Origin of the sequence: Cryobacterium sp. Hz7, assembly GCF_004402815.1 — a bacterium.
GTDB classification, from domain to species: Bacteria; Actinomycetota; Actinomycetes; order Actinomycetales; family Microbacteriaceae; genus Cryobacterium; species Cryobacterium sandaracinum.
Genome location: NZ_SOFB01000008.1, coordinates 1 through 25,137 on the forward strand (window position 1 = coordinate 1; position 25,137 = coordinate 25,137).

23 protein-coding genes and 1 tRNA gene are annotated in these 25,137 nt (G+C 67.8%); 16 read left to right on the plus strand and 8 right to left on the minus strand.

Translation table 11 applies throughout. From position 1 onward, the window contains the following. Positions 1-374 precede the first annotated feature (374 nt). Positions 375-1,322 (plus strand): hypothetical protein, encoded by a 948-nt coding sequence (locus E3N86_RS01035; protein ID WP_134511163.1) that lies wholly within the window; start codon positions 375-377, stop codon positions 1,320-1,322. Next, entirely contained in the window at positions 1,319-1,675 is a 357-nt protein-coding gene (locus tag E3N86_RS01040; protein WP_347232367.1) for a GntR family transcriptional regulator, read from the plus strand. Before E3N86_RS01035 ends, E3N86_RS01040 begins: the two co-directional genes overlap by 4 nt. A 60-nt stretch (positions 1,676-1,735) precedes the next feature. Here the strand turns inward: E3N86_RS01040 and E3N86_RS01045 are convergent, their stop codons facing one another. Then, positions 1,736-2,089 (minus strand): hypothetical protein, encoded by a 354-nt coding sequence (locus E3N86_RS01045; RefSeq protein ID WP_134511164.1) that lies wholly within the window; start codon positions 2,087-2,089, stop codon positions 1,736-1,738. Positions 2,090-2,207: 118 nt separating this feature from the next. On the opposite strand from E3N86_RS01045, the gene E3N86_RS01050 reads away from it, so the two are divergent. Continuing rightward, positions 2,208-2,405 carry a hypothetical protein gene (locus E3N86_RS01050; protein ID WP_370295259.1) on the plus strand — a complete coding sequence of 66 codons (198 nt, stop codon included), beginning with the start codon at positions 2,208-2,210 and terminating at the stop codon, positions 2,403-2,405. A gap of 94 nt (positions 2,406-2,499) precedes the next feature. On the opposite strand, the gene E3N86_RS01055 is transcribed toward E3N86_RS01050, so the two are convergent. Together E3N86_RS01055 and E3N86_RS17185 are read right to left on the minus strand one after the other, a co-directional pair. Continuing rightward, a complete protein-coding gene (locus E3N86_RS01055; RefSeq protein ID WP_134373570.1) occupies positions 2,500-3,441 on the minus strand; it encodes a hypothetical protein in 942 nt (313 codons plus the stop codon). A 476-nt stretch (positions 3,442-3,917) separates the two neighbouring features. Then, positions 3,918-4,055: a GYD domain-containing protein gene (locus E3N86_RS17185; protein ID WP_241985900.1), complete on the minus strand. Its 138-nt coding sequence runs from the start codon at positions 4,053-4,055 to the stop codon at positions 3,918-3,920. 730 nt (positions 4,056-4,785) lie between these two features. Between E3N86_RS17185 and E3N86_RS01070 the strand changes: the two genes are divergently transcribed. Continuing rightward, positions 4,786-6,006, plus strand: a complete 1,221-nt coding sequence (locus E3N86_RS01070) for a DUF222 domain-containing protein (protein WP_206751000.1) — start codon at positions 4,786-4,788, stop codon at positions 6,004-6,006. A 790-nt stretch (positions 6,007-6,796) separates the two neighbouring features. Here the strand turns inward: E3N86_RS01070 and E3N86_RS01075 are convergent. Beyond that, positions 6,797-6,868: transfer RNA gene (locus E3N86_RS01075), tRNA-Arg, on the minus strand. A gap of 168 nt (positions 6,869-7,036) precedes the next feature. Then, complete coding sequence (locus tag E3N86_RS01080; protein WP_134415485.1) at positions 7,037-7,684, minus strand: iron ABC transporter ATP-binding protein; 648 nt, start codon at positions 7,682-7,684, stop codon at positions 7,037-7,039. Positions 7,685-7,737: 53 nt separating this feature from the next. Between E3N86_RS01080 and argS the strand changes: the two genes are divergently transcribed. The 10 genes from argS (at position 7,738) to pdxH (ending at position 20,649) form a co-directional block, all read left to right on the plus strand. Then, a complete protein-coding gene (argS, locus tag E3N86_RS01085) occupies positions 7,738-9,414 on the plus strand; it encodes an arginine--tRNA ligase (RefSeq protein WP_134511168.1) in 1,677 nt (558 codons plus the stop codon). Between the two features lie 2 nt (positions 9,415-9,416). Beyond that, positions 9,417-10,196, plus strand: coding sequence for a DUF2993 domain-containing protein (locus tag E3N86_RS01090; protein ID WP_134511169.1), 780 nt, complete (start codon positions 9,417-9,419; stop codon positions 10,194-10,196). Positions 10,197-10,339: 143 nt separating this feature from the next. Beyond that, complete coding sequence (locus E3N86_RS01095) at positions 10,340-10,627, plus strand: hypothetical protein (RefSeq protein ID WP_134373562.1); 288 nt, start codon at positions 10,340-10,342, stop codon at positions 10,625-10,627. Positions 10,628-10,846: 219 nt separating this feature from the next. Beyond that, positions 10,847-12,283, plus strand: a complete 1,437-nt coding sequence (lysA, locus tag E3N86_RS01100) for a diaminopimelate decarboxylase (protein WP_134511170.1) — start codon at positions 10,847-10,849, stop codon at positions 12,281-12,283. Further along, positions 12,280-13,617 carry a homoserine dehydrogenase gene (locus E3N86_RS01105; RefSeq protein ID WP_134373558.1) on the plus strand — a complete coding sequence of 446 codons (1,338 nt, stop codon included), beginning with the start codon at positions 12,280-12,282 and terminating at the stop codon, positions 13,615-13,617. The genes lysA and E3N86_RS01105 overlap by 4 nt, the downstream gene beginning before the upstream one ends. Further along, positions 13,617-14,738, plus strand: coding sequence for a threonine synthase (gene thrC / locus E3N86_RS01110; RefSeq protein ID WP_134511171.1), 1,122 nt, complete (start codon positions 13,617-13,619; stop codon positions 14,736-14,738). Before E3N86_RS01105 ends, thrC begins: the two co-directional genes overlap by 1 nt. Beyond that, positions 14,735-15,688 carry a homoserine kinase gene (gene thrB / locus E3N86_RS01115; RefSeq protein WP_104194086.1) on the plus strand — a complete coding sequence of 318 codons (954 nt, stop codon included), beginning with the start codon at positions 14,735-14,737 and terminating at the stop codon, positions 15,686-15,688. The genes thrC and thrB overlap by 4 nt, the downstream gene beginning before the upstream one ends. 545 nt (positions 15,689-16,233) lie before the next feature. After that, complete coding sequence (gene rho / locus E3N86_RS01120) at positions 16,234-18,822, plus strand: transcription termination factor Rho (RefSeq protein ID WP_370295261.1); 2,589 nt, start codon at positions 16,234-16,236, stop codon at positions 18,820-18,822. Next, entirely contained in the window at positions 18,822-19,901 is a 1,080-nt protein-coding gene (gene prfA, locus E3N86_RS01125; protein WP_134343233.1) for a peptide chain release factor 1, read from the plus strand. The genes rho and prfA overlap by 1 nt, the downstream gene beginning before the upstream one ends. Before the next feature lie 106 nt (positions 19,902-20,007). Further along, positions 20,008-20,649 (plus strand): pyridoxamine 5'-phosphate oxidase, encoded by a 642-nt coding sequence (gene pdxH / locus E3N86_RS01130; RefSeq protein WP_174842986.1) that lies wholly within the window; start codon positions 20,008-20,010, stop codon positions 20,647-20,649. A 51-nt stretch (positions 20,650-20,700) separates the two neighbouring features. On the opposite strand, the gene E3N86_RS01135 is transcribed toward pdxH, so the two are convergent. Genes E3N86_RS01135 through cysK form a run of 3 tightly spaced genes read right to left on the minus strand, consistent with a single transcriptional unit; the run spans position 20,701 to position 23,271 of the window. Beyond that, positions 20,701-21,711: an isopenicillin N synthase family oxygenase gene (locus tag E3N86_RS01135; RefSeq protein ID WP_134373554.1), complete on the minus strand. Its 1,011-nt coding sequence runs from the start codon at positions 21,709-21,711 to the stop codon at positions 20,701-20,703. A gap of 13 nt (positions 21,712-21,724) precedes the next feature. Then, a complete protein-coding gene (epsC, locus tag E3N86_RS01140; RefSeq protein ID WP_104194082.1) occupies positions 21,725-22,303 on the minus strand; it encodes a serine O-acetyltransferase EpsC in 579 nt (192 codons plus the stop codon). 29 nt (positions 22,304-22,332) lie between these two features. Then, the gene (gene cysK / locus E3N86_RS01145; RefSeq protein WP_104099697.1) at positions 22,333-23,271 is read right to left on the minus strand and encodes a cysteine synthase A; all 939 of its coding nucleotides are present in this window, start codon (positions 23,269-23,271) and stop codon (positions 22,333-22,335) included. 140 nt (positions 23,272-23,411) lie between these two features. Between cysK and prmC the strand changes: the two genes are divergently transcribed. Together prmC and E3N86_RS01155 are read left to right on the plus strand one after the other, a co-directional pair. Next, complete coding sequence (gene prmC / locus E3N86_RS01150) at positions 23,412-24,293, plus strand: peptide chain release factor N(5)-glutamine methyltransferase (RefSeq protein WP_241980752.1); 882 nt, start codon at positions 23,412-23,414, stop codon at positions 24,291-24,293. A gap of 40 nt (positions 24,294-24,333) precedes the next feature. Continuing rightward, positions 24,334-25,137: an L-threonylcarbamoyladenylate synthase gene (locus E3N86_RS01155; RefSeq protein ID WP_104099698.1), complete on the plus strand. Its 804-nt coding sequence runs from the start codon at positions 24,334-24,336 to the stop codon at positions 25,135-25,137.

Consider the following 25,137-nt stretch of genomic DNA (forward strand, 5'->3'; position numbering starts at 1 on the left):
CGCGTGCCCGGCCGCAGGTTACTCGTTCGATGTCGAGGACGGCGACGTATTTCGTGCACAATTCCGTGGTGGGCGAACTCCATACCGTCTCCTGCCCTGACATCCTGCCGACCGGACCGCCCGACCTGAAGGCGGGCAAGGGAATGCCGACCCGGACTCCCCGGTGACGCCGGCATACCCGAGACCGTACTGGTTCACCGGCACGATCCGCGAGGTGACCGTGGACGTCAACGGCGAATCACCCCAGCACCGGAGGTCGAGCTCCGAGCTCATATGGCGCGGCGATAGAACGGCAGCACGCCGGGATCCCTGTTGTGTATTTATGCTTGTATTGATAAGATGATACAAAACTAAGAACACAAAAAGGGGATCTGATGCTCGGTGACGTCTGGTCCAACATGATCTTCCACGTCGCCGTGTCCACGTGGACGGTAGCCGGTCTGCTCGTGGGGTCGTGCGTGCTGCTGTGGGTCTTGACCCATGTTCCCGCCGTGCAGCGTCGGCTCGTCGCCCACGCGTCAACGGTCGCCGGGCTCGGCCTGCCGCACGCCTCGCATCCGATGGTCTTGGCGGCCCAGGTGCGGAGAGTGCGGGGCTTCTCCGGCGGCGGATTCCTCGGCGTGATCATCTCGATTTTCCTCGTGTACTTCATCGGGGCGGACCGCAGTGGTCCGGCCACCGTGTTCCTGCTTGGCGGTTTCGTGATCGTCGGGGTGCTGGGTGGCGCGATCGCAGCCGTGGCCGGCGAGGTGGCGAGGACCGGCGAGGGTGAGCGGGTTGCCCATGGGCGGCGCACCCGCTTGGCCGATTACGTTCCGCGGTGGGAACGCGTCGGCGTTCGTGGCACCGTATTCCTCAATCTGGCGGTCGTCGGTGTGCTGGTACTGCTGCCTGTTTTTTGGAAGCTGCAGCTCTCCGTCTTCCCGCAGTCCTTCAGCGTGGCGGTCGTCGTGGCCGGGCTGGCCGTGGCGGTGCTCGCGGCCTTCGAAATCGGCGGTCGCATCGTCGTCGCGCGTCCCCAGACCATGGCGTCGGAGCAGGAGCTGGCCTGGGACGATGCGATGCGCTCGGCCGCGATCCTGGATCTGGTCGCCGCCGCGTTCCTCCTCGGTGCTTTTGGTGTCTTCTTCGGCCTTCAGGAGATCGCGATGGCGGTGCGACCGGGAATCGGTGGCGGCGTAGCCTCCGTGGAGGCGTTCAACCTGTTCGGGCTGGTCGTGCTGGGCGCGGGTGCCGCCGCATCCGTTCTCTCCTCGTCACGGCGTCACTTTCGGCGAACCCTCCACGCGGATGCCGGTTCGCGCCCGGTCGGCCCGCAGTGATTCTCCGCATCGACCCGCGCTCGGCGACACCGCCGTTCGACCAGCTGCGCGTGCAGGTCATTGCGCACATCCGGAGCGGGGCCATGGTCGCGGGAACACGCCTGCCCACGGTGCGCAGGCTCGCCGCTGACCTGGTGCTCGCGCCGAACACCGTGGCGCGTGCCTACAAGGAACTCGAGGCGGGGGGGTTCATCGAGACCCGCGGCAGGGCCGGTTCCTTCGTCAAGGCCGCACCGGACTCGGTCGAACAGCAGGCGCTCGGCGCGGCAAAGACCTATGTCGAACGGCTGCGGGAGCTGGGGGTCAGCCCGGCCGACACGGTGGCGTACGTCACCACGTTCCTGCAGAACTGAGGCCCGGCCGTTGGTGAGATCGGGTGCCGGTCGCGGCCGGTGGCCATCGGTTGCCCCGGGTCAGAACAGGTGCCGCAGGTAGCGCTCCGGGGCCTCCAGGAAGGAGCGCCAGTCGCGCACCAGGTCAAGGTCTTCCCAGGCGCACGGGCGGTAACCCCAGGGCCCGGCCTCGTAGATGGCGGCGCCCGGGAGCGACGCCAGGATCGGGGAGTGCGTCAAGAGGATGACCTGGGATCCACCCGCGTCCAGGATGTCCTGCTGGTGGCGGATCAGGGCGAGAGAACCGGTGGAGGAGAGGGCCGACTCCGGCTCGTCGAGGATCCACAAGCCCGGGTAGCGGGACCGTGCCGCGACGAGGTGGAGGAAGGATTCGCCGTGCGAGCGCTCGTGGAACACGGGCTCGCTGACAGGCATCCGTCGTCACGTAATCGCGGAGATTTTCGGGAAACGCCGGTTCGGGGGCCATGGGCGGCGTGTCGCGAAAATCTCCGAGGTTGGTGCTGCGGGCGCATCGGATGACCCGCGGCAGCCCATGCCTCCGCACCGCTCCTGCGAGATCCCGTCCGCGCTGCTCACCGAGTGGATCGCCGCCGGGTATCCGTTTGTGGCGGAGCTGGCCCGCCTGCACGACGTCGAGTACGTGGAACTGCCCACCAGGCACTGGCTCCAGTTCACCAGGCCGGCCGAGCTCGGCACCGCGATTCTGGCGGGCGTAGAGCGCACCGCTTGATCGCGCGGAGCGGGCGGCCAAGACGGAAATTCCAGGTCATCGAACCGAAGGTCCATGCATCCGAGAAATCGCGCTCCCGACCGGGCCGGTGCCGTCAGCTGCCAATCATGGCGTCCACGCTGATGTCGAACCCGGCAGCACTGCAGGCCGCGCTGATGTCGAACCCGGCAGCGCTGCAGGCCGCGCTGACACGGGCCAGAGCCTGCCCCCACTCTGTCGACAGCGGATCGATCTGCTCGCTGGCCGACGACGGCAGCAGGCCCTTCAGGGCCTCCACCTGGTCCGCCACCGCAGAGCCGGGCACGGTGTCCACGCGGGCGCTCAGTCGCGCAACGAGCCGTGCGGCTCCCTCGAACTCCTGCTGGGTTGAGGGCTCTACGAGCAGCGAGCCGTACGCATTGTGCATCAGCGTCACAACGTCACTCACTTGGCCGCAGGTGTCCTCCGCGTTCACGGGATCCGCAGAAGGCGATGCGGTGACGAGCGAGGCATTCGTTTGAGTGCCGACGACGAAACCGACACCCAGTGCGACAAGGATGCTGAGAACCAGGAGGGCGTTGCGGTCGCGTCCCCCGGCGGGCAGCGCAGTCTCGTCGAGTACCTCCTCGAAAAACGGTTGAAGCGAACCCTCGGACGTCCCCTCGTGCATCGTCCGGGGACCAGTATTCCTCGGTGCCGTCGACTCACCGGGGGAGCGGGGCGGCTGGGTGTTGACCTCGAATTCGGCCGCACGGATCGCGGCGGCGATCGCGGCACGGTCGGCGGCCACCGTGGCCTGCAGCTCCCGCAGCGCGGCGGTGGCCTTCGGATCGCCGACGAAGTCGCCGTTCGCCGAGAAGACGCGCTTCTGGAGGTCGCGCAGCTGGTTTGCCGGGGACGGTGAGCCATCCGGTGCCGCCTCGGCGGGGTGAGTCGCCCACCACAGGGCGTTGAGCACGTTCTTCTCTCCCGAGTAAGCGACCCGAACCGCTGCGAGGTAGGCCGGATCGCGCTGGGCCAGCGAGTACGCGTCTTCGGAGCCGTGGTCACGCACCACTGAGAGCCCCCGATCGTCGATTCGGACAGCATGGCACAGTGCCCGGTCGTTCCCCGCACTGCTTCCCTTTCCGCGTCGCGTGCCGATTCCCCGTCCGCGTCGCCGCCAATCGGCGTCGCGCCGGAACTGCGCCGCTGCGCCCGTTGCGTGCCACGCGCGCAACGGCGCACGATGCGCGCGAGACGGTTGCCGCGGCACCGGCCCGCACGGACGCCGCAGACTGGAGTAATGGAAGAGTTCGCTTTCGACGGTGACGGCCCGGTGTGTCCGGCGTGCGGGGCCGAAATGACCCCCGACGGTGTAGACACCGCTCAGGGGCTCGAGTCCTGTCACCGATGTCCGCGCTGCAGACTGGTCGTCGTCGTTCCGGGCAACTGGGTGGAGTAGGTGTCAGCCGATGGCCATCCGGCTCGGGGCGTCACCGCATCCGAGTGCCCATGGATGCGCCGCTAGAGCGGGAGAACGCCGCCGCAGACCTACTGGCCGGGAGCCTGATACGCCGGCGTTTTCTTGGCGGCGTCGGACGGCTCCGGAACCTCGATGACCCCCAGAACGTCGGTCTCCCCGAAGGCGTAGTAGAAACTCTCGACCGACCGACCGACCGACCGACCCACCCACCGATTTGAGGGCTGCGACCAGCGCCTCCCGACGGCCGGTTCCACCTTCGCGCATGAAGCCCCTGATGCCCTCGTCCACCTAGTTCGCTCCAAATAAATACTGGCTCATGGTCAGTCCCGTCCTGTGATGTGCAGGACGCGGACATCCGGAGCAATGCCCGAGACCTGTGTGCGGCAACCCGCCGAGGCACGGAAACGACGCTCGGTCCCCGAAGTGGGGCTGCGACACATGGTAGGCCCGGCTGTTCCCGGGGACAACGGGGCGGCCGCCCAGCCTCAGAGGGCTCCCGACCCGGTGGTCGAGCTGGGCGAGACCCGAAGCGATGCCTCCAAGGTCGATGAACAGAACTTCGAATCTCAACCTCCAAAAATCCGCAACGATCTGACGAACACTCGACTATGTGTACGCAATGAGGTATTCTCGTAACATGACCAACCTCGCGGAAGACCTCAGGCAGGCGGCCGATGCCGTGGCCCTGCTGGGCTCGTCATGCGCTGACTTCTCGGCCCTTCCTGATGCCGAGGTGTTGGCCGGTCAGAAGCGAATCGCTTCGATCCGCCGTCTCGTCGATACCTATGCTGCCTGGATGGCGGCGACCATCGCCGAGCGTTCCCGACCGGAGCTCGGGCACTCGGGTTTGGCGGCGCAGCAGGGGTANTGGCCCTGATTCAGAACTCGACCGGCTCGTCGAAGGGCGACGCGTACAAGCTGGTGGCGGTCGGCACGATGATGGCTGATGCCGAGGCGGCCGACAGGCTGGTCGAGGCGGCGCTCTCGACGCCCGACGCGGATGCCGCCGAGGTCGCCGAGTTCGAGGCGAAGGTGCCGTGGCAGGCGCCGATCGCCCGGGCCGTCACCGCCGGCACGCTCTCGGTTGACGCGGCCGAGGCGATCCGCGCGGGGCTCGGCCAGATCGATGCGGCAGTTACCGCGGAGAAGCTCGGGGTGGCCCTGGCGGCGCTGCTCACCGAGGCGTCGTCACTGAATGCCGATCAGGTGTTCAAGCAGGCGAGACGGATTCGCGACCGGCTTGACGAGGCCGGCATCGCCGCCCGCGAGAAGCAGGCCTACGACGACCGCTACCTGCGGGTCTACCGGCTGGGCAACGGCAACGTACGCCTGAACGGGCTGTTCGCGCCCGAAGATGGCGAGTTCGTGCTCTCCACGTTCGACTCGATCACGGGCCCGCGCCGCGGCGGGGTGCGGTTCGTGGATGCAGAGCGGGCAGCCTGGGCAAAGAAGATGCGAGACGACCTCCGCACGACCGAACAGATCGCCGCGGACTCCCTCGTGCAGCTGCTCAAGATCGCCGGCGAGGCCGACCCGGGCCGGGTCTTCGGCGGCCGCCGCCCCTCGGTGCGCGTGATCGTGACCGAGAAGGCGCTGAAAGGTGGCCAGGCCGGTCAGACCGGTGAGACCGGGCAGCCGGGCCAGACCGGGCCGGCGCCGACGACCGTCCAGACTGCAACGGGCGAATCTGGGCCCGTCGAACCCGTCGAACCCGCCGAAGGGGCCGCTCATGGGCAGCTCGAGGGCAACCCGGTCCCGATCTCGCAGGAGACCATCGACCGACTCCTCTGCGACACCGGAACCCGCGGCATCAAATTCGACGACAACGGCCAGATCATCAACGTCGGCCGCGACGATCGACTCTTCACCGAGAAACAGCGCGCCGCAATGGCAGTACGCGACGGCGGATGCCTCTGGATCGACTGTGAGAAACCGCCAGCGTGGGCAGAAGCGCATCACATCAACGAGTGGCTCAAAAACAACGGATGTACGGACCTTGCCGACGGGGCGCTCCTCTGCCATCCCCACCATCTGCTGCTGCACAACCAGCACTGGACGATCAGCCGCACCGGAACGCAGTACTGGCTGAGGCCACCGATCGAGGTAGACCCCAAGCAGACGCTGGTGGCGTTGCCGAGCAAGAGGGCAGCGCTGTAGCGCTTGGTCTCGACGGGCTCGATCCGCGTCGCGGGAACCTCGAGTGGGTTCCTGACCGGGTCTCGACGGGCTCGATCCGCGTCGCGGGAACCTCGAGTGGGTTCCTGACCGGGTCTCGACGGGCTCGACCTGCGTCGCGGGCAGGGGCGGGTCAAGGGGCGGGGCAGTTGCTCCTAAGCCGGCATAGGCGATCGACCGCGACGCGGGATGAGCGTGGGTTCCGCGACTTCTAGGGGAGCGGTCCGTGGTTCCTGAGCGAGCGTTCCGGGACTCCCGTGTCTTCTCGTCACTGGCTGAGCAGCAACTCTCTCCCGAACGAATTCGACGGAGATTCTGCCCGAAACTGCCCCAGGAAGCCCAAAAATGTGGTTTCAGACCAGAATCTCCGTCGAATCGGTCCACCACCGGGCCCGGAGCTTCAGAGGCGGTAGCGGTATTCTCCGCGTTGCACGCGATTCCGGAGGGGCCGGGGCGCAGCAACCTCGCTGCCCCCGGATTCGAACGGGGGGAAGGTCTTGGTGGCAGCCCTTCCCCGGCCATCGTCTGTAAGTACCGCGGTCTCGAGTCGTTGCGTTGGGGCTCCGACGACGTGCTCCCAGACCCGACCGACCGCCGAGGGCTTCATGCCGCACACCTACCGGGTCACGCATCCGGGCGTAGGCGAGCGGCAAGGCATCAGAGTCGGCGGCGAGGAGCTGTGGGCCAGTGGGGGCAAACGGCGTGACAAAACCTTGAGATCGTGTCGCCGATTAGCCCGCGACCCGAGTGTTCGCACGGACTCTGACAGTTGTGCCCCCAGGCAGATTCGAACTGCCGCCCCTGCCTCCGGAGGGCAGTGCTCTATCCCCTGAGCTATGGGGGCCAGGGAAAACACTAGGTTATCAGCATCCGGGCAGGCGATGTTCCGCATCGAGTTCGACGGATGCGGTCGAGCCCGCCCGGCACACCATCCGAACTCGACCGGAAAGGCCGAATTCGGCAGGTTCGGGCAGGTTCAGGTGGGTTCCGCCGCGCGGTCCCCCCGGGCGTGTTACTGCAGGTTTGCGATCGCCGCGGAAACGAGTGACTCGGCGTCGCCCGGCTCGACGAACTCGCTCGAGCCCACCGTGATCCAGTAGGTGGAGGTGAAGACCTGAGCCACACCAATGCCGCCGGCAGCCGAGAAATAGCCCTCGACGGCGGGCGGCGTGCCATACGTGGGAACGATCTGGCTGGAGCTGATGGCATCGTTCTTCAGCTGCGACAGCAGCACGTCGTTGGGCTGGGTCACCGAGACCTCGATCGTTCCGTCGCTGGATTGATTGAGCAGTCCGCAATTCAGCCCCTGGTACTCTGCCGCCGTCTGACCCGCGGCGATGGTCGGCTCGAAACCGGGGGCAGTGCCGTAGCTCGGGTTGAAGGCGTAGACGTCGTCGAGGGTGAGCACCTGGTCGCAGGTAAATGTGACCGGGGTGCCTGCTGCCGTGGGCGTCGGCGTCGCGGTGGGCCCCGGTGTCTGCGTCGCGTCCGACGTCGACCCGGGAGTAGCTGATGGCGACGCTGCCGACGGGCTGCTTTCCGGGGTGGAACCCGAACCGCAGGCAGCCAGCGCCACGACGGCGACCGTGCCGGTGGCAAGGAGAAGGGTGGTGCGCAGGAGCCGTCCGCGCGGGAGTCTGGGCGAGAGGGAGTGAGTCACGCTTGACCTTACCAAGAGGGTTGTCTGTGACCGGGCCGGTAAGCTTGCTAGTCGTGACTCCCGCTGAGCTTTCCCAATCCCTGCTCGACCTCATCCTCCAGTTGAGCGAGCGTCGACGCGAGGCCGGAATCGACGTGACCGACGTCAACCTGACCGGGGCGGATGTCACCCTCGAGCGTCCGAGAAACCGCGACCACGGTGATTGGGCCTCCAGCATCGCGATGAAGATCGCCAAGCCACTCGGCTCCAACCCGCGCGAGGTGGCCGCCGAACTGGCTGCCGGCCTGGAACAGCTTCCCGACGTGGCCTCGGTGGACGTCGCCGGACCCGGCTTCATCAACATCCGTCTCGAGGCCGCCGCCGCCGGCACACTCGCCAAGACCATCGTCGATGCGGGCCCCGCTTACGGCACCGGGCACCTCTACGACGGCCTCAAGATCAACCTCGAATTCGTGTCCGCCAACCCCACCGGCCCCATCCACATGGGCGGCGTGCGCTGGGCGGCCGTGGGTGACAGCCTGGCCCGGGTGCTGCAGGCGGAGGGCGCCGACGTCACCCGCGAGTACTACTTCAACGACCACGGCTCGCAGATCGACCGCTTCGCCCGCAGCGTGCTTGCCGGCTACCTCGGCGAGCCCACCCCCGAAGACGGTTACGGCGGCGCCTACATCGGAGACATCGCCGACCAGGTCGTGGCCAGCCACGAAGGCGACATCGCGGTGCTGGCCCGCGACGAGCAGCAGGAAGTGTTCCGCAGCGTCGGCGTCGATTTGATGTTCACCGAGATCAAGGAGAAGCTGCACGGCTTCGGCGTGGATTTCGACGTGTACTTCCACGAAGATTCCCTGCACGAGTCCGGCGCCGTCAACCGGGCCATCGAACGGCTGCGCGAACAGGGCCACATCTTCGAAGAAGACGGGGCCATCTGGCTGCGCACGACCACGTTCGGCGATGACCGCGACCGCGTCATCATCCGTTCCAACGGCGAACCGGCCTACATCTCCGGTGACCTCGGCTACTACCTCGACAAGCGTGAGCGCGGTTTCGACCAGAACCTGATCATGCTCGGCGCCGACCACCATGGCTATGTCGGCCGCATGATGGCCATGGTCGAGGCGTTCGGCGACGTGCCCGGTGTGAACCTGCAGATTCTGATCGGCCAGATGGTCAACCTGCTGCGCAACGGCGAACCGGTGCGGATGAGCAAGCGCGCCGGAACGATCGTCACCCTCGACGACCTCGTCGACGCCGTCGGCGTGGACGCCGGCCGCTACTCCCTAGTGCGTTCCAGCAGCGACACCCAGCTCGACATCGACCTCGACCTGCTCGGCAAGCGCACCAACGAGAACCCGGTCTTCTACGTGCAGTATGCGCATGCCCGTACCTGCTCGGTCGCCCGCAACGCGGCCACCGCGGGGGTGGAACGCACCGCATTCGCCCCAGAGCTACTCACCCACGACAGCGAATCGGCCCTGCTCGGCGTGTTGCAGGAATACCCGCGCGTCGTCGCGCAGGCCGCCGAACTGCGCGAGCCCCACCGTATCGCCCGCTACATCGAAGAGGTTGCCGGCTACTACCACCGCTGGTACGACAGCTGCCGGGTGATCCCGCTCGGCGACGAACCGAACACCGACCTGCACCGCACCCGGCTCTGGCTCAACGACGCCACGGGCCAGGTCATCCGCAACGGCCTCGGCCTGCTCGGCGTCTCCGCACCGGAACGCATGTAGGCATGGACGCGTCCGCCAGGAAATCCCGTCGTCGCGGGCTCGGGGCGTTCATCGTCGCGGGTCTGGTCGTGGTCGGGCTCGTCGCTGCTTTCTTCTTCGTCGACGGGGGCCTGCGCAGCTACGCCGAGGGCCAGATCGAGCAGGAGATCGCCTCGAACCTGCCCGACACCGTGATCGGGGACGTGGCCGTCTCCATCGGAGGCCTGTCGGTCATCGCGCAGCATTTCGGCGGCAGCTTCGACCGGGTGGCCCTGGAATCAGGCACCCTGACCGTGGACGGCGTGCCGGCATCCGTGCACGTCGTGGCGACGGATGTCCCGCTCGACCAATCCCAGTCCGTCGGCGACGTGCGCGGCATCATCGACCTCGAACCCGATGCCCTCAACACCCTGCTGAGCCAGGCTCTGCCGAGCAATGTCCCCGACGCCGGCGTCGAACTCGGGAAGGACGAGATCAGCTACAGCGGCAGCCTGGAGGTGCTCGGCTTCCCGATCGGCTACCGCGCCTCGGCGACGCCGAGCGTGGACGCCGACGCACTGCTGCTCACGCCGAGCGGTGCCAGCGTCACCTCAGGCGGCGGCAGCATCAACGCCGGCAACCTGCTGTCTCGTGTTCTGGGTGAGGAACCGCTCCGCATCTGCGTGGCCCAGTACCTCCCCGAGGGGGTCACCCTCGCCGGAGTGAACGTGACCGCGGATCGAGCGCGACTCACGCTGCAGTCGAGCTCGTTGACGCTGAGCCGACAGTCGTTGACCACCCTCGGCAGCTGCACCGCCGGTTGACCCCGCACTTCATGCCCTTGCAGCACGCCGACACGCTCGCACATCGTTCGGACCGTGATCAAACCGGGGCCTGACACGACGCCCGCGGGGTCGTACACTCGAGGTATCCGCCGGTCGCGCATTCGCCTTTTCGAGGAGGCACCATGACGTTGTTGCGCATTCAACACCCCGTGCCCGACTATGGCCGCTGGAAACGTGCCTTCGATCTGGACCCGGCCGACCGCCGCGGATCCGGGGTGATCCGCTATACGATTTTCCGCTCGGTGACTGATCCGAACTTCGTCATGGTCGACCTGGAACTGGGCACCATCCGGGAAGCGGAGAAGATGCTTCTCAAGATGCGGCGCATCTGGTGCAGCAGCGGCTCGAGCGTCATGATCGACCCGGAGGCGTGGATCGTCGACGTGGCCGAAACTGCCGCGCTGGTCTGATCGCAGCCCGCCCCGCAGCCCGCCCCGCTGCCCAGCCCGCGCAGCCCGCCACGCAGCGGGACGTAACGCGATTCGGCGCGCACCGGCGCCGTTCGCTACACTCGGACCAGGTCCCCGGTCGCAGCCGACGGCATCCTTTCACTGGCTTCAGGGACCAATCCGGGTTCGCTCGCCACTCAGTGAGACACCCACTCGACATTTCCCGTGAGGTTTTCACCCGTGGCCACCAACCCGCTCGCCCCCGACTGGCTTTGCCTGCCCGACGACGCCAATGCGCTCGCCGATGGCCTCTGGCCGGCCACCATCGACCGCACCCCGCAGGGGCAACTCCTCATCGGCGGCTGCACCGCCCCCGCCCTGGCCGCCGAATTCGGCACTCCTCTTTATCTGGTCGACGAAACGGATGCCCGCGCCCGCGCGGCCTCGCTCCGCGCCGCCTTCGAGGCCGAGTTCGCCCGCATCGGCACGAGCGTGCACATCTACTACGCCGGCAAAGCGTTCCTGTCCACCGAGATCGCCCGTTGGATGCTGGCCGAAGGTCTCAACATCGACGTCTGCAGCGGCGGCGAACTCGCCGTGGCGCTGGCGGCCGGCAGCCCGCCGAACCGGCTCGGCTATCACGGCAACAACAAATCCCTGGCCGAGATCGACGAGGCCTGCCGCGTCGGCGTCGGCACCATCGTGATCGACAGCCTGGTCGAAATCGGGCGCGTCGCCGCGGCCGCCGCCCGGCACGGCATCGTGCAGGCCGTTCGGCTGCGCGTGAACAGCGGTGTGCACGCGCATACCCACGCATTCCTCGCCACGGCGCACGAAGACCAGAAGTTCGGCGTGACGCTCGATGACGCCGCGGCGCTGGTGGGCCTCATCCGGGCCGAGTCGAGCTTGGGCTTCCGCGGCCTGCACTGCCACATCGGCTCGCAGATCTTCGGCGCCGACGGCTTCGCCGAATCCGCGTCGCGCCTCCTCGCCGTGCACGCCGCCCTGCTCGCAGGCGGCCCCGTCCCCGAGCTGAACCTCGGCGGCGGCTTCGGCATCGCCTACACCCTGGCCGACACCCCCACCCCGATCGGCGAGCTCGCGGCCAGCCTGGCCGACATCGTCGCCGCGCAGTGCAGCGCCCTCGGCATCCCGGTGCCCGTGGTCGCCTTCGAGCCGGGACGTTGCATCATCGGCCCGGCCGGAATCACCCTCTACGAGGTCGGAACCACCAAGTCCGTCGACGTGGCCGGCAACCCGCGCCTCTATGTCAGTGTCGACGGAGGCATGAGCGACAACGCCCGCCCCGCCCTCTACGGCGCCGACTACACCGTGCGGCTCGCCGGCCGCGTGTCGGCGGCCGACCCGGTGCTGGTGCGCCTCGCCGGCAAGCACTGCGAGAGCGGCGACATCGTCGTCGACGCTGACTATCTCCCCGGCGACGTGGCCCCGGGCGACCTGGTGGCCGTCGCGGCCACCGGCGCCTACTGCTGGTCGCTGTCGAACAACTACAACTTCCTCGGCCGGCCGGCCGTGGTCGCGGTGGCCGGCGGCATCCCGCGGATGCTGGTGCGCGGCGAGACCATCGCCGACCTGCTCGCCCGCGACACCGGGGTCTCGGCCTCGACCGGCCCGACCACCGGCTCGACCGATCTACCGAAGGAACCCGCCCGATGATCGAATACCGCAATCTGCGCGTCGCACTGCTGGGAGGCGGCTCCGTCGGCGCTCAGGTCGCCCGGCTGCTGCTCGAAAACAGTGAAGAACTCGCCAACCGGGTGGGTGCCAGCCTCGAGCTCGTCGGCATCCTGGTGCGCGACGTCGACGCCGAGCGCACCGTCGACCTGCCCCGCGAGCTGTTCACCACCGACGCCGAGACCCTGATCCTCGGCGCCGACGTCGTCATCGAGTTGATGGGCGGCATCGAGCCCGCACGCTCATACATTCTGATGGCGATCAACTCGGGGGCGGATGTCGTCACCGCCAACAAGGCGTTGCTGGCCACCCACGGGCCCGAACTCTTCGCCGCCGCCGACCAGGTCGGCGCACAGCTCAAGTACGAGGCGGCCGTGGCCGGTGCGATCCCGATCGTTCGGCCGCTCGGCGAGAGTCTCGGCGGCGACCAGGTCAACCGCATCCTCGGCATCGTGAACGGCACCACCAACTTCATCCTCGACCGGATGGACACTGAGGGGGACACCCTCGAGGAGGCTCTCGCCCTGGCCACCGACCTCGGCTACGCCGAGGCCGACCCGACCGCCGACATCGGCGGGTACGACGCGGCGCAGAAGGCGGCCATTCTGGCCAGCCTCGCCTTCCACACGACCGTGCCGCTCGCATCCGTCTACCGCGAGGGCATCACCGCCATCACGCCCGCGCAGATCGACTCAGCCCGCAAGGCCGGCTACGTCGTGAAGCTGCTCGCCATCTGCGAACGCCTCGTCGACGCCGAAAGCGGCCAGCAGGGCGTCTCCGCCCGGGTCTACCCGGCCATGGTTCACCGCAGCCACCCGCTCGCCTCCGTGCACGGCGCCAACAACGCGGTTTTTGTCGAAGCGGAGTCGGCCGGCAGCTTGATGTTCTACGGCGCCGGCGCCGGGGGAGTGGAGACGGCGTCCGCCGTGCTCGGCGACCTGGTGTCACTGGCCCGCCGCCACATCGCCGGTGGTCCCGGCGTTCCCGCGTCCCAGCACGCCGACCTGCCGGTCTTCGACATCGGCCAGATCGTCACGCGCTACGCCGTCACCCTGGAAGTCACCGACGAACCCGGCGTTCTCGCCACGCTCGCCAGCGTGTTCAGCGACCACGGCGTGTCCCTGGCCCTGGTCGAGCAGTCGATGACGCCGGCCCAGCCGGGCACCGCGAGTCGCTCCGCCGTCTCCGCCACGGCTACCCTAGTTATCGGAACGCACGAGGCTACGGAGGCCGCCCTGGCGGCCACCGTGACAGACCTCGCCGCGAACAGATTTGTCACCAATGTCGCATCCGTTTTGAGAGTTGAAGGAGCCTGATGTCCAGCGAACGAGAGACTCTGCCGAAACCAGTCGTGAAGACGGCTTCCCGGCAGTGGCGCGGCGTGCTGCGCGAGTACGCGGACCGCCTCAACATCACGGATGCGACGCCCATTATCACTCTCGGCGAGGGGGGCACCCCGCTGATTCCGGCTCCGGCGCTCTCCGTTCGCACGAGCGCGAAGGTCTGGATCAAGTACGAGGGCATGAACCCGACCGGTTCCTTCAAGGACCGCGGCATGACCATGGCCATCTCCAAGGCCGTCGAAGACGGTGCCAAGGCCGTCATCTGCGCGTCCACCGGCAACACCTCCGCGTCGGCCGCCGCCTACGCGACCCACGCCGGAATCCAGGCCGTCGTGCTGGTGCCCGAGGGCAAGATCGCCATGGGCAAGCTCAGCCAGGCCATCGCACACAACGCGCAGCTGCTGCAGGTGCAGGGCAATTTCGACGACTGCCTCGACATCGCCCGCGACCTCTCCGCGAATTACCCCGTGCACCTGGTCAATTCGGTCAACCCCGACCGGATCGAAGGCCAGAAGACGGCCGCCTTCGAGGTCGTCGAGGTGCTGGAAGACGCGCCGGACATCCACATCGTCCCCGTCGGCAATGCTGGCAACTACACCGCCTACACGCGCGGGTACACCGAAGAGCTCGAGCGCGGCGCCACTACGAAGCTGCCGCGCATGTTCGGGTTCCAGGCTGCTGGCAGCGCCCCGATCGTGCTCGGCCACCGCGTCGACCACCCGGAGACCATCGCCAGCGCCATCCGCATCGGCAACCCGGCATCCTGGGACCTCGCCCTCGCCGCGCGTACCCTGACCGACGGCTACTTCGGCGCGATCAGCGACGAAAAGATCCTCGAGGCCTACCGCATCCTGTCGGCCGAGGTCGGCATCTTCGTCGAGCCGGCCTCCGCGATCAGCGTCGCCGGCCTGCTCGAACGCGCCGAAGCCGGGCTCATCCCGGCCGGCTCCACCGTGGTACTCACGGTCACCGGCCACGGTCTGAAGGACCCGCAGTGGGCGCTCCGCACCGCAGACGGCTCCGACGTCAAGCCGACCATCGTGCCTGTCGACACCGCCGAAATCGCCAGCGTCCTCGGGCTGGTCCAGAAATGACCATCGCCGAGGCCCTCTCCGGCAAGTCGGTGCTCTCGGGCCGTTCCGTCACCGTGCAGGTTCCGGCGACCACGGCCAACCTCGGCCCCGGCTTCGACACCCTGGGTCTGGCCCTGGCACACCACGACCACCTCCAGGTCTCCGTTCGCGATGAGCCGGGCGTCACGGTCGAGGTGCACGGCGTCGGAGAAGGCGTGGTGCCCACCGATGAGACCAACCTCGTCGTGCGCGCCCTCATCCACGCCTTCGCCGCCTACGGCCAGGAACTGCCCGGACTGAACCTCGTTGCCCACAACGAGATCCCGCACGGCCGCGGCATGGGCTCGTCCGGCGCCGCCATCGTCGCCGGGATCATGGCCGCGAAGGGCCTGCTCGAGGGCATCGTCGACATCGACGCGGAGGCGCTCCTGGCCCTCGCGACTGAGATGGAGGGGCACCCCGACAACGTGGCGCCCGCCCTGTTCGGTGGTCTCACGATCGCGTGGATGACACCCGACGGACCGCGCCACAAGAAGCTGATGGTGCACCGCGGCGTCAAGCCGCTCGTGTTCGTTCCGGAGCACGCCATGTCCACGGCGCTCGCCCGCAGCCTGCAGCCCGAGAGCGTGCCGCACGAAGACGCCGTCTTCAACCTGTCGCGCTCGGCCCTGCTGATCGCGGCCCTGATCCAGAGCCCCGAACTGCTCCTCGCGGCCACCGAGGACAAACTGCACCAGAGCTACCGTGCCGCCGCCATGCCGGAGACCAACCGGCTGATCACCCTGCTCCGGGAGCACGGCTTCGCCGCCGTCGTCTCCGGCGCCGGCCCATCGATCCTGGTGCTGGCCAGTGACCCAGGGCAGCGACTCGTCGCGGCCGAGCTCGTCGCCGCCGAGTCCGAAACGCCCTGGCAGGCGCTGATGCTGGCCGTCGACGTGCTGGGTGCAACCGTCACCCGCACCGAGCGTTAGAGAAGCGAGTCCGAATCGATCGGTTGTGTCGCTCCCGGTCGGTCAGTCGACTGCACCGCCCGGGCAGTCTTCCTCGCAGGCGCAGCGCCCGATCCGGTGGTGAACCAATTCGACGGAGATTCTCGTGTGAAACCGCTCTTTCGGGTGATTCAGGTGCCATTTAGGCAAAATCTCCGTCGAAGTCGTTCGGGACGCGGGCCGGAGCGCCGAGCCGGTTGGACCCGGCAGCGGTGACTCATCGCTGACGGCTGTGAGGACTCACTCAGGTCAAGGAGTATCTGAAAGCCAAGGACACGCCGTATCCGGTCGGTCCTCGGCGTTCTTACGTTCTGCTACAGTAAAAGTGCACCCGATGGAACCGCGTAACGCCCGGCTCTCTTCTCCGGTGCATTCCCTGTAACTCACTGCTATCGCATCATCTATGCGTAGCTGTGTGTGTTCACTCCAATCCATATCACTTTGGGATTGGACCACCCGCAGCGCGTGAGACGCCGCAACAGCTTCCCTGGCCAGCTCGCATGACGCCAGGGGAAAGGACAATTTTCGTGACTGACGTCAACCTCCTCACCCCCGGTGCCGATTCCTCGCACCTCACCACCCTTCGCGTCGCCGAGCTTCTGGCTCTGGCGCTCGAGCTGGGTATCCCGGGTGCATCAAAGCTTCGCAAGGGAGAGCTCGTAGGAGCAATCACCGCCGAGCAGGCCAAGAGCGCATCCTCGGGTGTCTCCGCCGAGACCACGGCCGCCGAGGCCACGGCCGCCGAGGCCACGGCCGCCGTTCCCGTCGAAGAGGCGATTCCCGCGGCCGACGCCGCGACCGACGCGGCCTCGACCACCGACGTTGCTGCCAACGTCACCGTTGCCGCGCCGCGCAAGCGCGTGTCCCGCCGCGCCTCCACCGCGACCGCGGCTCCCGCGGTGGCGCACGTCAACGCTGACGGCGACCTGGGCATCGGCATGATCGTTCCGGATGACGCCGCGGCCCTCCGCCCTACCACTGCCCCCACCACCTATGCCGGCGCCTTGCCGGAGTCACCCGTGACCGAGACCGTAGTCCCGGCCACGAAGCCGGCCCGCCAGGCTCGCAAACGTGCCACGTCGGTCACCGTGAAGGCAGCGGCCGAAGCCGCCGCCGCCCCCATCGTGGACACCGAGGCCCCCACCGTTGAGACTGAAACAACCACCGAGGCTGCTGCCCCGGTCGAGGCGGTCGCCGAGACCGCAGTCGTGGCCGAGGAGACCCCCGAGATCACCGAGGCGGCACCCGAGACCACCGGTTCCGGCCGGTCGCGTCGCGGTAGCTCACGCGGTGGCCGCAACGGCGGCGCCCGCAACAGCATCGATGCCCGCAACAGCATCGACGCGCGCAACAACGCCGACGAATTCGCCACGGAGTCCGGAACCCAGTCCGGCACCGATACCGGAACCGAGCAGCACGCCCCGGTCGAGACCGTCGTCACCGATCAGGCCGAATCGACCGAGCGCGGCGACCACGCCGATCAGGGCGAACTGTCCGAGCAGACGGAACAGCCCCGACAGGGCCGCAACCGCAACCGCAGCCGCGGGGGCGACCGCACGCAGGGCGCCGAGCGTAGCGCCGAGCGCGGTGAGGAGACCGCCCGTCAGCAACGCCAGACCGGCAACCGCGGCCAGGGCCAGAGCCAGGACAATCAGAATCAGGACCGCAACCAGGGTCAGGACCGCAACCAGGGTCAGGACCGCAACCAGGGTCAGGACCGCCAGGCCCAGCAGAGCCAGGATCGCGCCCAGGACCGCCAGGACCGCCAGGAGCGTCAGGGTCAGGACCGCCAGGACCGCAACCAGGGCCAAGAGCGTCAGGGTCAAGAGCGCAACGCCGGTCCCGACCGCGCCGGACTCGAAGACGACCTGAACGGCCGTAGCAACCGCAACCGTTTCCGTGACCGCAAGCGTCGCGGCGTCACCACCGGCGACGACTTCGAGCCGGAGCTGAACGACGACGACGTGCTGATCCCCGTCGCCGGCATCCTCGACATCCTCGACAACTACGCGTTCGTGCGCACCTCCGGCTACCTGCCGGGTGCGAGCGACGTCTACGTCTCGCTCGGCCAGGTCAAGAAGTACAACCTGCGCAAGGGCGACGCCGTCGTCGGCTCCATCCGCCAGCCGCACGAAGGCGATCAGAGCGGACGCCAGAAGTACAACGCGATCGTCAAGGTCGACTCCATAAATGGCCTGACCGTCGAAGAGGCCGCGAACCGCGTCGAGTTCCAGAAGCTCACCCCGCTGTACCCGACGGAGCGGCTGCGCCTCGAAACCGAGCCGGGCAAGCTGACGCAGCGGATCATCGACCTGGTCGCCCCGATCGGTAAAGGACAGCGCGGCCTGATTGTCGCACCGCCTAAGGCAGGCAAGACCATCGTCATGCAACAGATCGCAAACGCCATCGCCACGAACAACCCCGAGGTTCACCTCATGGTCGTCCTGGTCGATGAGCGTCCCGAAGAGGTCACCGACATGCAGCGCACGGTGAAGGGTGAGGTCATTGCCTCCACCTTCGACCGTCCCGCCGAAGACCACACCACGGTCGCCGAGCTCGCCATCGAGCGCGCCAAGCGTCTCGTCGAACTGGGCCACGACGTCGTCGTGCTGCTCGACTCGATCACCCGCCTGGGCCGCGCCTACAATCTGACGGCCCCGCCGTCGGGCCGGATCCTCTCCGGCGGCGTCGACGCGTCCGCGCTGTACCCGCCGAAGCGTTTCTTCGGCGCGGCGCGCAACATTGAGAACGGTGGCTCGCTCACCATCCTCGCCTCCGCCCTGGTGGAGACCGGATCCAAGATGGACGAGGTTATCTTCGAGGAGTTCAAGGGCACGGGCAACATGGAGCTCCGCCTGTCGCGCCACCTGGCCGACAAGCGCATCTTCCCCGCGGTGGATGTCAACGCATCCGGCACCCGGCGTGAAGAAATGCTGATGAGCGCGGACGAAGTCAAGATCACTTGGAAACTGCGACGCGCCCTCGCCGGGCTAGAACAGCAGCAGGCACTGGAGGTCATCCTCGGTCGTCTCAAGGAGACTACGTCCAACGTCGAGTTCCTGATGCAGGTTCAGAAGTCGATGCCGACCCTCGGTGGGTCAGACAAGGATCACTGATGTTCGAGTCTGTCCTGACTCTGCTGGCTGAGCACGATGAGCTCCAGTCTCAGCTGGCGGATCCCGAGCTGCACGCGAACCCGGCCCGATCGAAGAAGGTCAACCGTCGCTATGCCGAGCTCAGCCGCATCATCGCGGCCTGGCACGAGTGGAAAGAGATCGGCGAGAACCTCGATGCCGCGCGGGAACTCGCGGACGAGGACGCCGACTTCGCCGCGGAGATCCCCGGTCTGGTGGAGCAGCTGGAAAACGCGGCCGAAAAGCTGCGGCGCCTGCTGATTCCGCGCGACCCGCTCGACGCCCGCGACGTGATCATGGAGATCAAGATGGGGGAGGGCGGTGCGGAATCCGCACTATTCGCCGCCGACCTGCTCCGCATGTACCTGCACTATGCGGAGTCGAAGCGCTGGAAAACCGAGATCATCGAGCAGACCACGAGCGACCTCGGCGGCATCAAAGACATCCAGCTCGCCATCAAGGGCAACGTGAGCGACCCTGCCGAGGGCGTCTGGGCGCACCTCAAGTACGAGGGGGGCGTGCACCGCGTTCAGCGAGTGCCGGCCACCGAGTCGCAGGGACGCATCCACACCTCCGCCGCCGGCGTGCTCGTCTTCCCTGAGGTCGACGAGCCCGAAGAGGTCGAGATCAGTGCGAACGACCTCAAGATCGACGTGTACCGGTCGAGCGGCCCCGGCGGCCAGTCCGTGAACACGACCGACTCCGCCGTGCGCATCACACACCTTCCGACCGGCATCGTCGTGGCCATGCAGAACGAGAAGAGCCAGCTGCAGAACAAGGAAGCCGGCATGCGCGTTCTGCGTGCCCGCGTTCTTGCCCGGCAGCAGGAAGAAATCGACGCCGCCGCCTCCCTCGTGCGCAAGGGCCAGATCCGCACCATGGACCGGTCCGAGCGCATCCGCACGTACAACTTCCCGGAGAACCGGATTGCGGACCACCGCACCGGCTACAAGGCCTACAACCTGGATACGGTCATGAACGGCGCCCTCGACGCCGTGATCGACTCCTGCATCACGGCCGACGAAGCCACCCGGCTGGCCGAGATCGGTGATCACGACTGATCAACCCCGCACACAGCGGTTGCCCAGCCGTCGGTCTCTCGTAGTCTGGAGAGAACGGAGGCTGGGCTTTTCGCATCCACCGTTCGACAACGAGGCGAGGATGCTGATGGAATCCCTGACGAGTCACACCGACTACGGCGATGTGAGCCTGACCGAGGCGCAGGTGAACTCTGACCCGATGCTCGAGTTCGCGACCTGGCTGGCGGCCGCTGAGGGAGCCGGGCTGTATGAGCCGAACGCCATGGTCGTTGGCACCATCGACCCCGACGGGCGGCCGAGCAGCCGCACGGTTCTGCTCAAGGGGCTCGACGGCAGCGGGTTCGAGTTCGTCACCAACTACGACTCGCGCAAGGGGCGCGCGCTCCGGAAAAATTCCGGTGTGACGCTGCTATTCCCCTGGTATCCGATGCAGCGCCAGGTGATCGTCTACGGCACTGCCCACGCCACGGATGCCGCCGTCAGCGACGCCTATTTCGCGCGTCGTCCGCGGCCCGCCCGCATCGCCGCCCTGGCCAGTGAGCAATCGGAACCGATCGTGAGCCGCGAACTGCTCGAAGAGCAGGTGCGCGCGGTCGAGCAGCGTTACCCCGACGACATGGAGATCCCGCGGCCCACCGACTGGGGCGGGTTCCGGGTCATTCCGCACGCGATCGAGTTCTGGCAGGGCCGCACGTCCCGGCTGCACGACCGCCTGCGTTTCACGGCGCTGGAGGGCGGAGGCTGGGCGCTGGAGCGCCTCCAGCCGTAGCGCCCGCCAGGGCAGCGACGATCGCTGCGCCGGCAACGGCGGCTGCGGTGGCTACTCGGCGAGGTCGGAGTAGTGGATGGCCGCCACGTCCGGGTGCGCGCGCAGTCGGCTCTTCAGGGCGTTCTCCCCGTAGGTGGAGAAGATCGGGTTGTTCGGGTCGGCTGTGACCCCGGGCGCCTCGAGGGAGTCCGGCAGGCTGAGCAGCGGGATGGTCGCGTCGAGCGCGGGGCCGAAGAAGAACGGAATCGAGACCCGGTCGTCTCCGATCAGAGGCGAGATCACCCGGTGCACGGTGGCCTTGAGGTAGCCGTTCGTGGCCACCTCCAGCAGCTCGCCGATGTTGACCACGAAGGCGCCGTCGAGCGGGGGAGCGTCGATCCAGTCGCCATCCTTCTCCACCTGCAGGCCACCCTTGCCGGGTTCGACGAACAGGAGGGTCAGCACCCCGGAGTCCTTGTGCGCGCCGACGCCCTGCCGGGGAGTGGGATCGGATTTGCCGGGGTAGCGCACGATCTTGATCAGGGTGAACGGCTTCTCGGCGAAGGCCGCGTCGAACACGTGCTCGTCGGCACCGAGCGACAGCGCCCAGGCCTGCATCAGGCGGAGGGCGACCGCGGTGAGCTCTTCGCGCCAGAGGGTCATCACTTCTCGTAGCGCGGGGAGAGTGGACGGCCACTGGTTCGGTCCCTCGAGACGCCGGAAGGCGGCATCCGTGGGCCGCGGAAGTGCCGGGCGCTCCGGCCCGATGTCAATCTGCTCGCGCCAGTCAACCGTACCCTGGGTGAGCTCGCCGCCCACGCGGGTGTAGCCGCGGAAGTGCGGGCTCCGCAGATTCTCGATCGCCATCTTGTCGGCTTCGGGGAGGGCGAAGAAGGCTCGGGCGGTGCGCATGACCCGATCCGTGAGGTCCGCGGGCACGCCGTGACCGGTCAGGTAGAAGAACCCGAAGGAGTGGGTGGCCTCCCGCAGATCGGCTCGAAAAGCCTCCGCCTCCGCATCGCCCCGGTCAAGCCGCGAGAGGTCGAGTACGGGGAGGGTGAGGGCGGCGGTATCGGTGGTCATTGGTCTCTGTCCCTCAGTCGTCGCCGGGCAGCAGCCCGCGGGCGGATTCGATGGTATCGGTCTTGGCCGGCTGCACGATGGCCGGGATCCCCAGCAGCAGCGACTTGGGTGGGGCATCCCGGGTCACCACCGCGTTGGCGCCGATCGTACTCCAGGCGCCGATGACGATGGGCCCGAGCACCTTGGCGCCGGCGCCGATCGTCACCCCGTCGTGCAGGGTGGGGTGCCGCTTCTCCCCCCGGGCCACCCCGTGCCGGGTCTTCCCGCCGAGGGTGACCCCGTGGTAGAGCATCACGTCATCGCCGATGTCCGAGGTCTCCCCGATCACCACGCCCATGCCGTGGTCGATGAACAGCCTTCGGCCGATGCGGGCGCCGGGGTGGATCTCGATCCCGGTCAGGAACCGGGTGAACTGCGACAGGAGCCGGGCCGGGAGCCGCAATCCGGCCTCCCACAGCCGGTGGGACACTCGATACGACCACACGGCGTGCAGACCGCTGTACGCCAGGAACACCTCGATGTTGCTGCGGGCGGCCGGGTCGTGGGCGCGCGCCATCGCCAGGTCCTCACGGATGCTCGAAAAGACACCCATTCGCTGCGTCGCCGGCCCGGTTTCGCCGACTAGTCCAGCAGGTCCTCGTAGAGCACCGTGGAGAGGTACCGTTCGCCGAAACTCGGCATGATGGCCACGATGGTCTTGCCGGCGTTCTCGGGGCGCTTGGCCTGTTCGATTGCCACCCAGACAGCCGATCCGCCGGAAATGCCGGAGAGGATGCCCTCATCCGTTGCCAGCGCGCGCGCCGTGGACACGGAGTCGGCGAGCGTGACGTCGGTGACCTCGTCGTAGACGTGCGTGTCGAGAACGTTCGGTATGAAGTTGGCGCCGAGACCCTGGATCTTGTGCGGTCCGGGCTTGCCGCCGGTGAGGATGGGTGAGTCGATCGGCTCGACGCCGACGATGCGTACGGATGGCTTGCGTTCCTTGAGCAGCTGGCCGGTGCCCGTGATGGTCCCTCCGGTGCCGATTCCGGCGACGAGGATGTCGACGGCTCCCGCGGTGTCGTCCCAGATCTCGACGCCGGTGGTCGCATAGTGGATGGCCGGGTTGGCCGGGTTGTCGAACTGGCGGGCCAAAATCGCCCCGGGGGTGGCGGCCGCGATTTCCTCGGCCGTCGTGACCGCGCCGCGCATGCCGTCGGAGCCCGGCGTCAGCACGATCCGGGCGCCGTAGGCGCGCAGCAGCTGGCGGCGTTCGCGGCTCATGGTCTCCGGCATCGCCAGGATGACCGTGTATCCGCGGGCGGCGCCCACCATGGCGAGAGCGATCCCGGTGTTGCCGCTGGTACCCTCGACAATGGTTCCACCCGGAGCCAGCTCGCCCGAGGCCTCGGCCGCATCGACGATCGCGATCCCGATCCGGTCCTTCACACTGCCCGAGGGGTTGTAGAACTCCAGTTTCACCAGCACGGTCGCGTCGAGGCCGGCGGTGAGTCGGTTTAGCTTGACCAGAGGGGTCTTGCCGACTGCAGCAGTGATATCGGAGTAAATCTGTGCGGGCATCGGTGGTCGCCTTTCGATCGGGGTCAGGAACCTCGCCCAGCCTACGGCTCCGGCATTGGGCGTGTGCGTGCGTTACATTTCAATACGTGACAACTTCGCACGGCCACCATTCCATTCCCATCAGCTCAATTCCTACCGACATTGTTCCCACCGACATTGCCGAATTGCGCACCCGGGCCATCGACTCCCTTTCCCAGGCGGGGATCAGCGACCCCGACGTCGACGCCGATCTCCTGATCGGTCACGTTCTCGCCCAGAGCCGCGGCCAGGTGCAGGCCGCCGCCATCCTGCGCACCGCCCTGGTCTCCACGGATGCCGCTGCCATCCGTGAACTCGTTCGTCGCCGCTGCCTGCGCGAGCCGCTGCAGCACATCACCGGGCGGGCACCCTTCCGCTCCCTCGACCTGTTCGTCGGACCGGGCGTGTTCGTTCCCCGCCCCGAGACGGAGCAGGTGGCGCAGTTCGCCATCGACGCGCTCCGGGCACTGCCCGACGCGGAGCCGATCGGGGTGGACCTCGGCACCGGTAGCGGCGCGATAGCCCTTTCCCTGGCGGTCGAGGTGCCGAACGCGCGCATCTGGGCGGTCGAGAACTCGCCGGAGGCCTTCCCCTACACCTCCCGCAACTTCGAGCAGGTAGCCGCGCCGAATGCCACGCTGGTGTTCGGCGACCTCACCGAAGAGCTCACCGAACTCGACGGAACCGTGGCCGTGGTCATCTCCAACCCGCCCTACATTCCGACGGATGCGATCCCGCGCGACCCCGAGGTACGCCTCTTCGACCCGGCCCGCGCCCTGTTCGGCGGCCCCGACGGGCTCGACGTGGTGCGGCACGTCTCCCGCACGGCCCTGCGCCTCCTGCGTCCTGGCGGCCAGATCGTGATCGAGCACGGTGAGTTGCAGGGGGCGCAGATCCGTGCCCTCCTGGCCGCCGACGGCTGGCGCGTCCCGGCCACTCACCGCGACTACACCACCCGCGACCGCGCCACCACGGCCCTCGCCCCCGTTCCCGCCGATCGGTGAGGGCGGTTCCCTCTGGGCGGCTGCAGTAGAATCAGGCACAATGACTCGCATCTATGACTGCTCGGTTGACACGGAATACGCGGCCGGCATGAGGCTCGCGCGCTCGGCCATCGGTCGCGGCGCGCTCGTTGTCATCCCCACCGACACGGTCTACGGCGTCGCCGCGGACGCCTTCGACCCGGAGGCGGTGCAGCGCCTTCTCGACGCCAAGGGCCGCGACCGTTCCTCGCCGCCGCCCGTGCTGATCCCCGGAATTCCCACCCTCGACGCCCTGGCCCAGAACATTCCGCAACCGGTGCGCGAGCTCGTCGCCGTGTTCTGGCCCGGTGGTCTGACGGTGGTGCTGAACGCCCAGCCGTCGCTCGCCTGGGACCTCGGTGACACCCGCGGCACGGTGGCCCTTCGGATGCCGAGCAACCCGGTTGCCCTCGACCTCCTCTCCGAGACGGGACCCTTGGCCGTGTCATCCGCCAACACCAGCGGCCGGCCCTCCGCGATCGACGCGGAAGGCGCCGAAGAGATGCTCGGCGGCAGCGTGGCCGTCTACCTCGACGGCGGAACGGCCGGACTCGGCTACGAACCCATCGGCGACCGGCCCGGGGATACCTCGTCGACCATCGTGGATGCCTCCGGCTTCGACTCCAACGGTGGCAAGGTCGTCATCGTGCGGAATGGCGTGATCTCACGGGAGGCCATCGAAGGCGTCATCGGAGAGGCGCTCGCGCCGATCGGGTTCGGCGCGCCTGCGGACAAGCCCGCTGCCGAAACCACCACCGAGTCGGCCACCGAGCCCGTCACCGAAGTGAGGGCCGAACCGGTCGATCCCACGGCAGACGCTCGATAG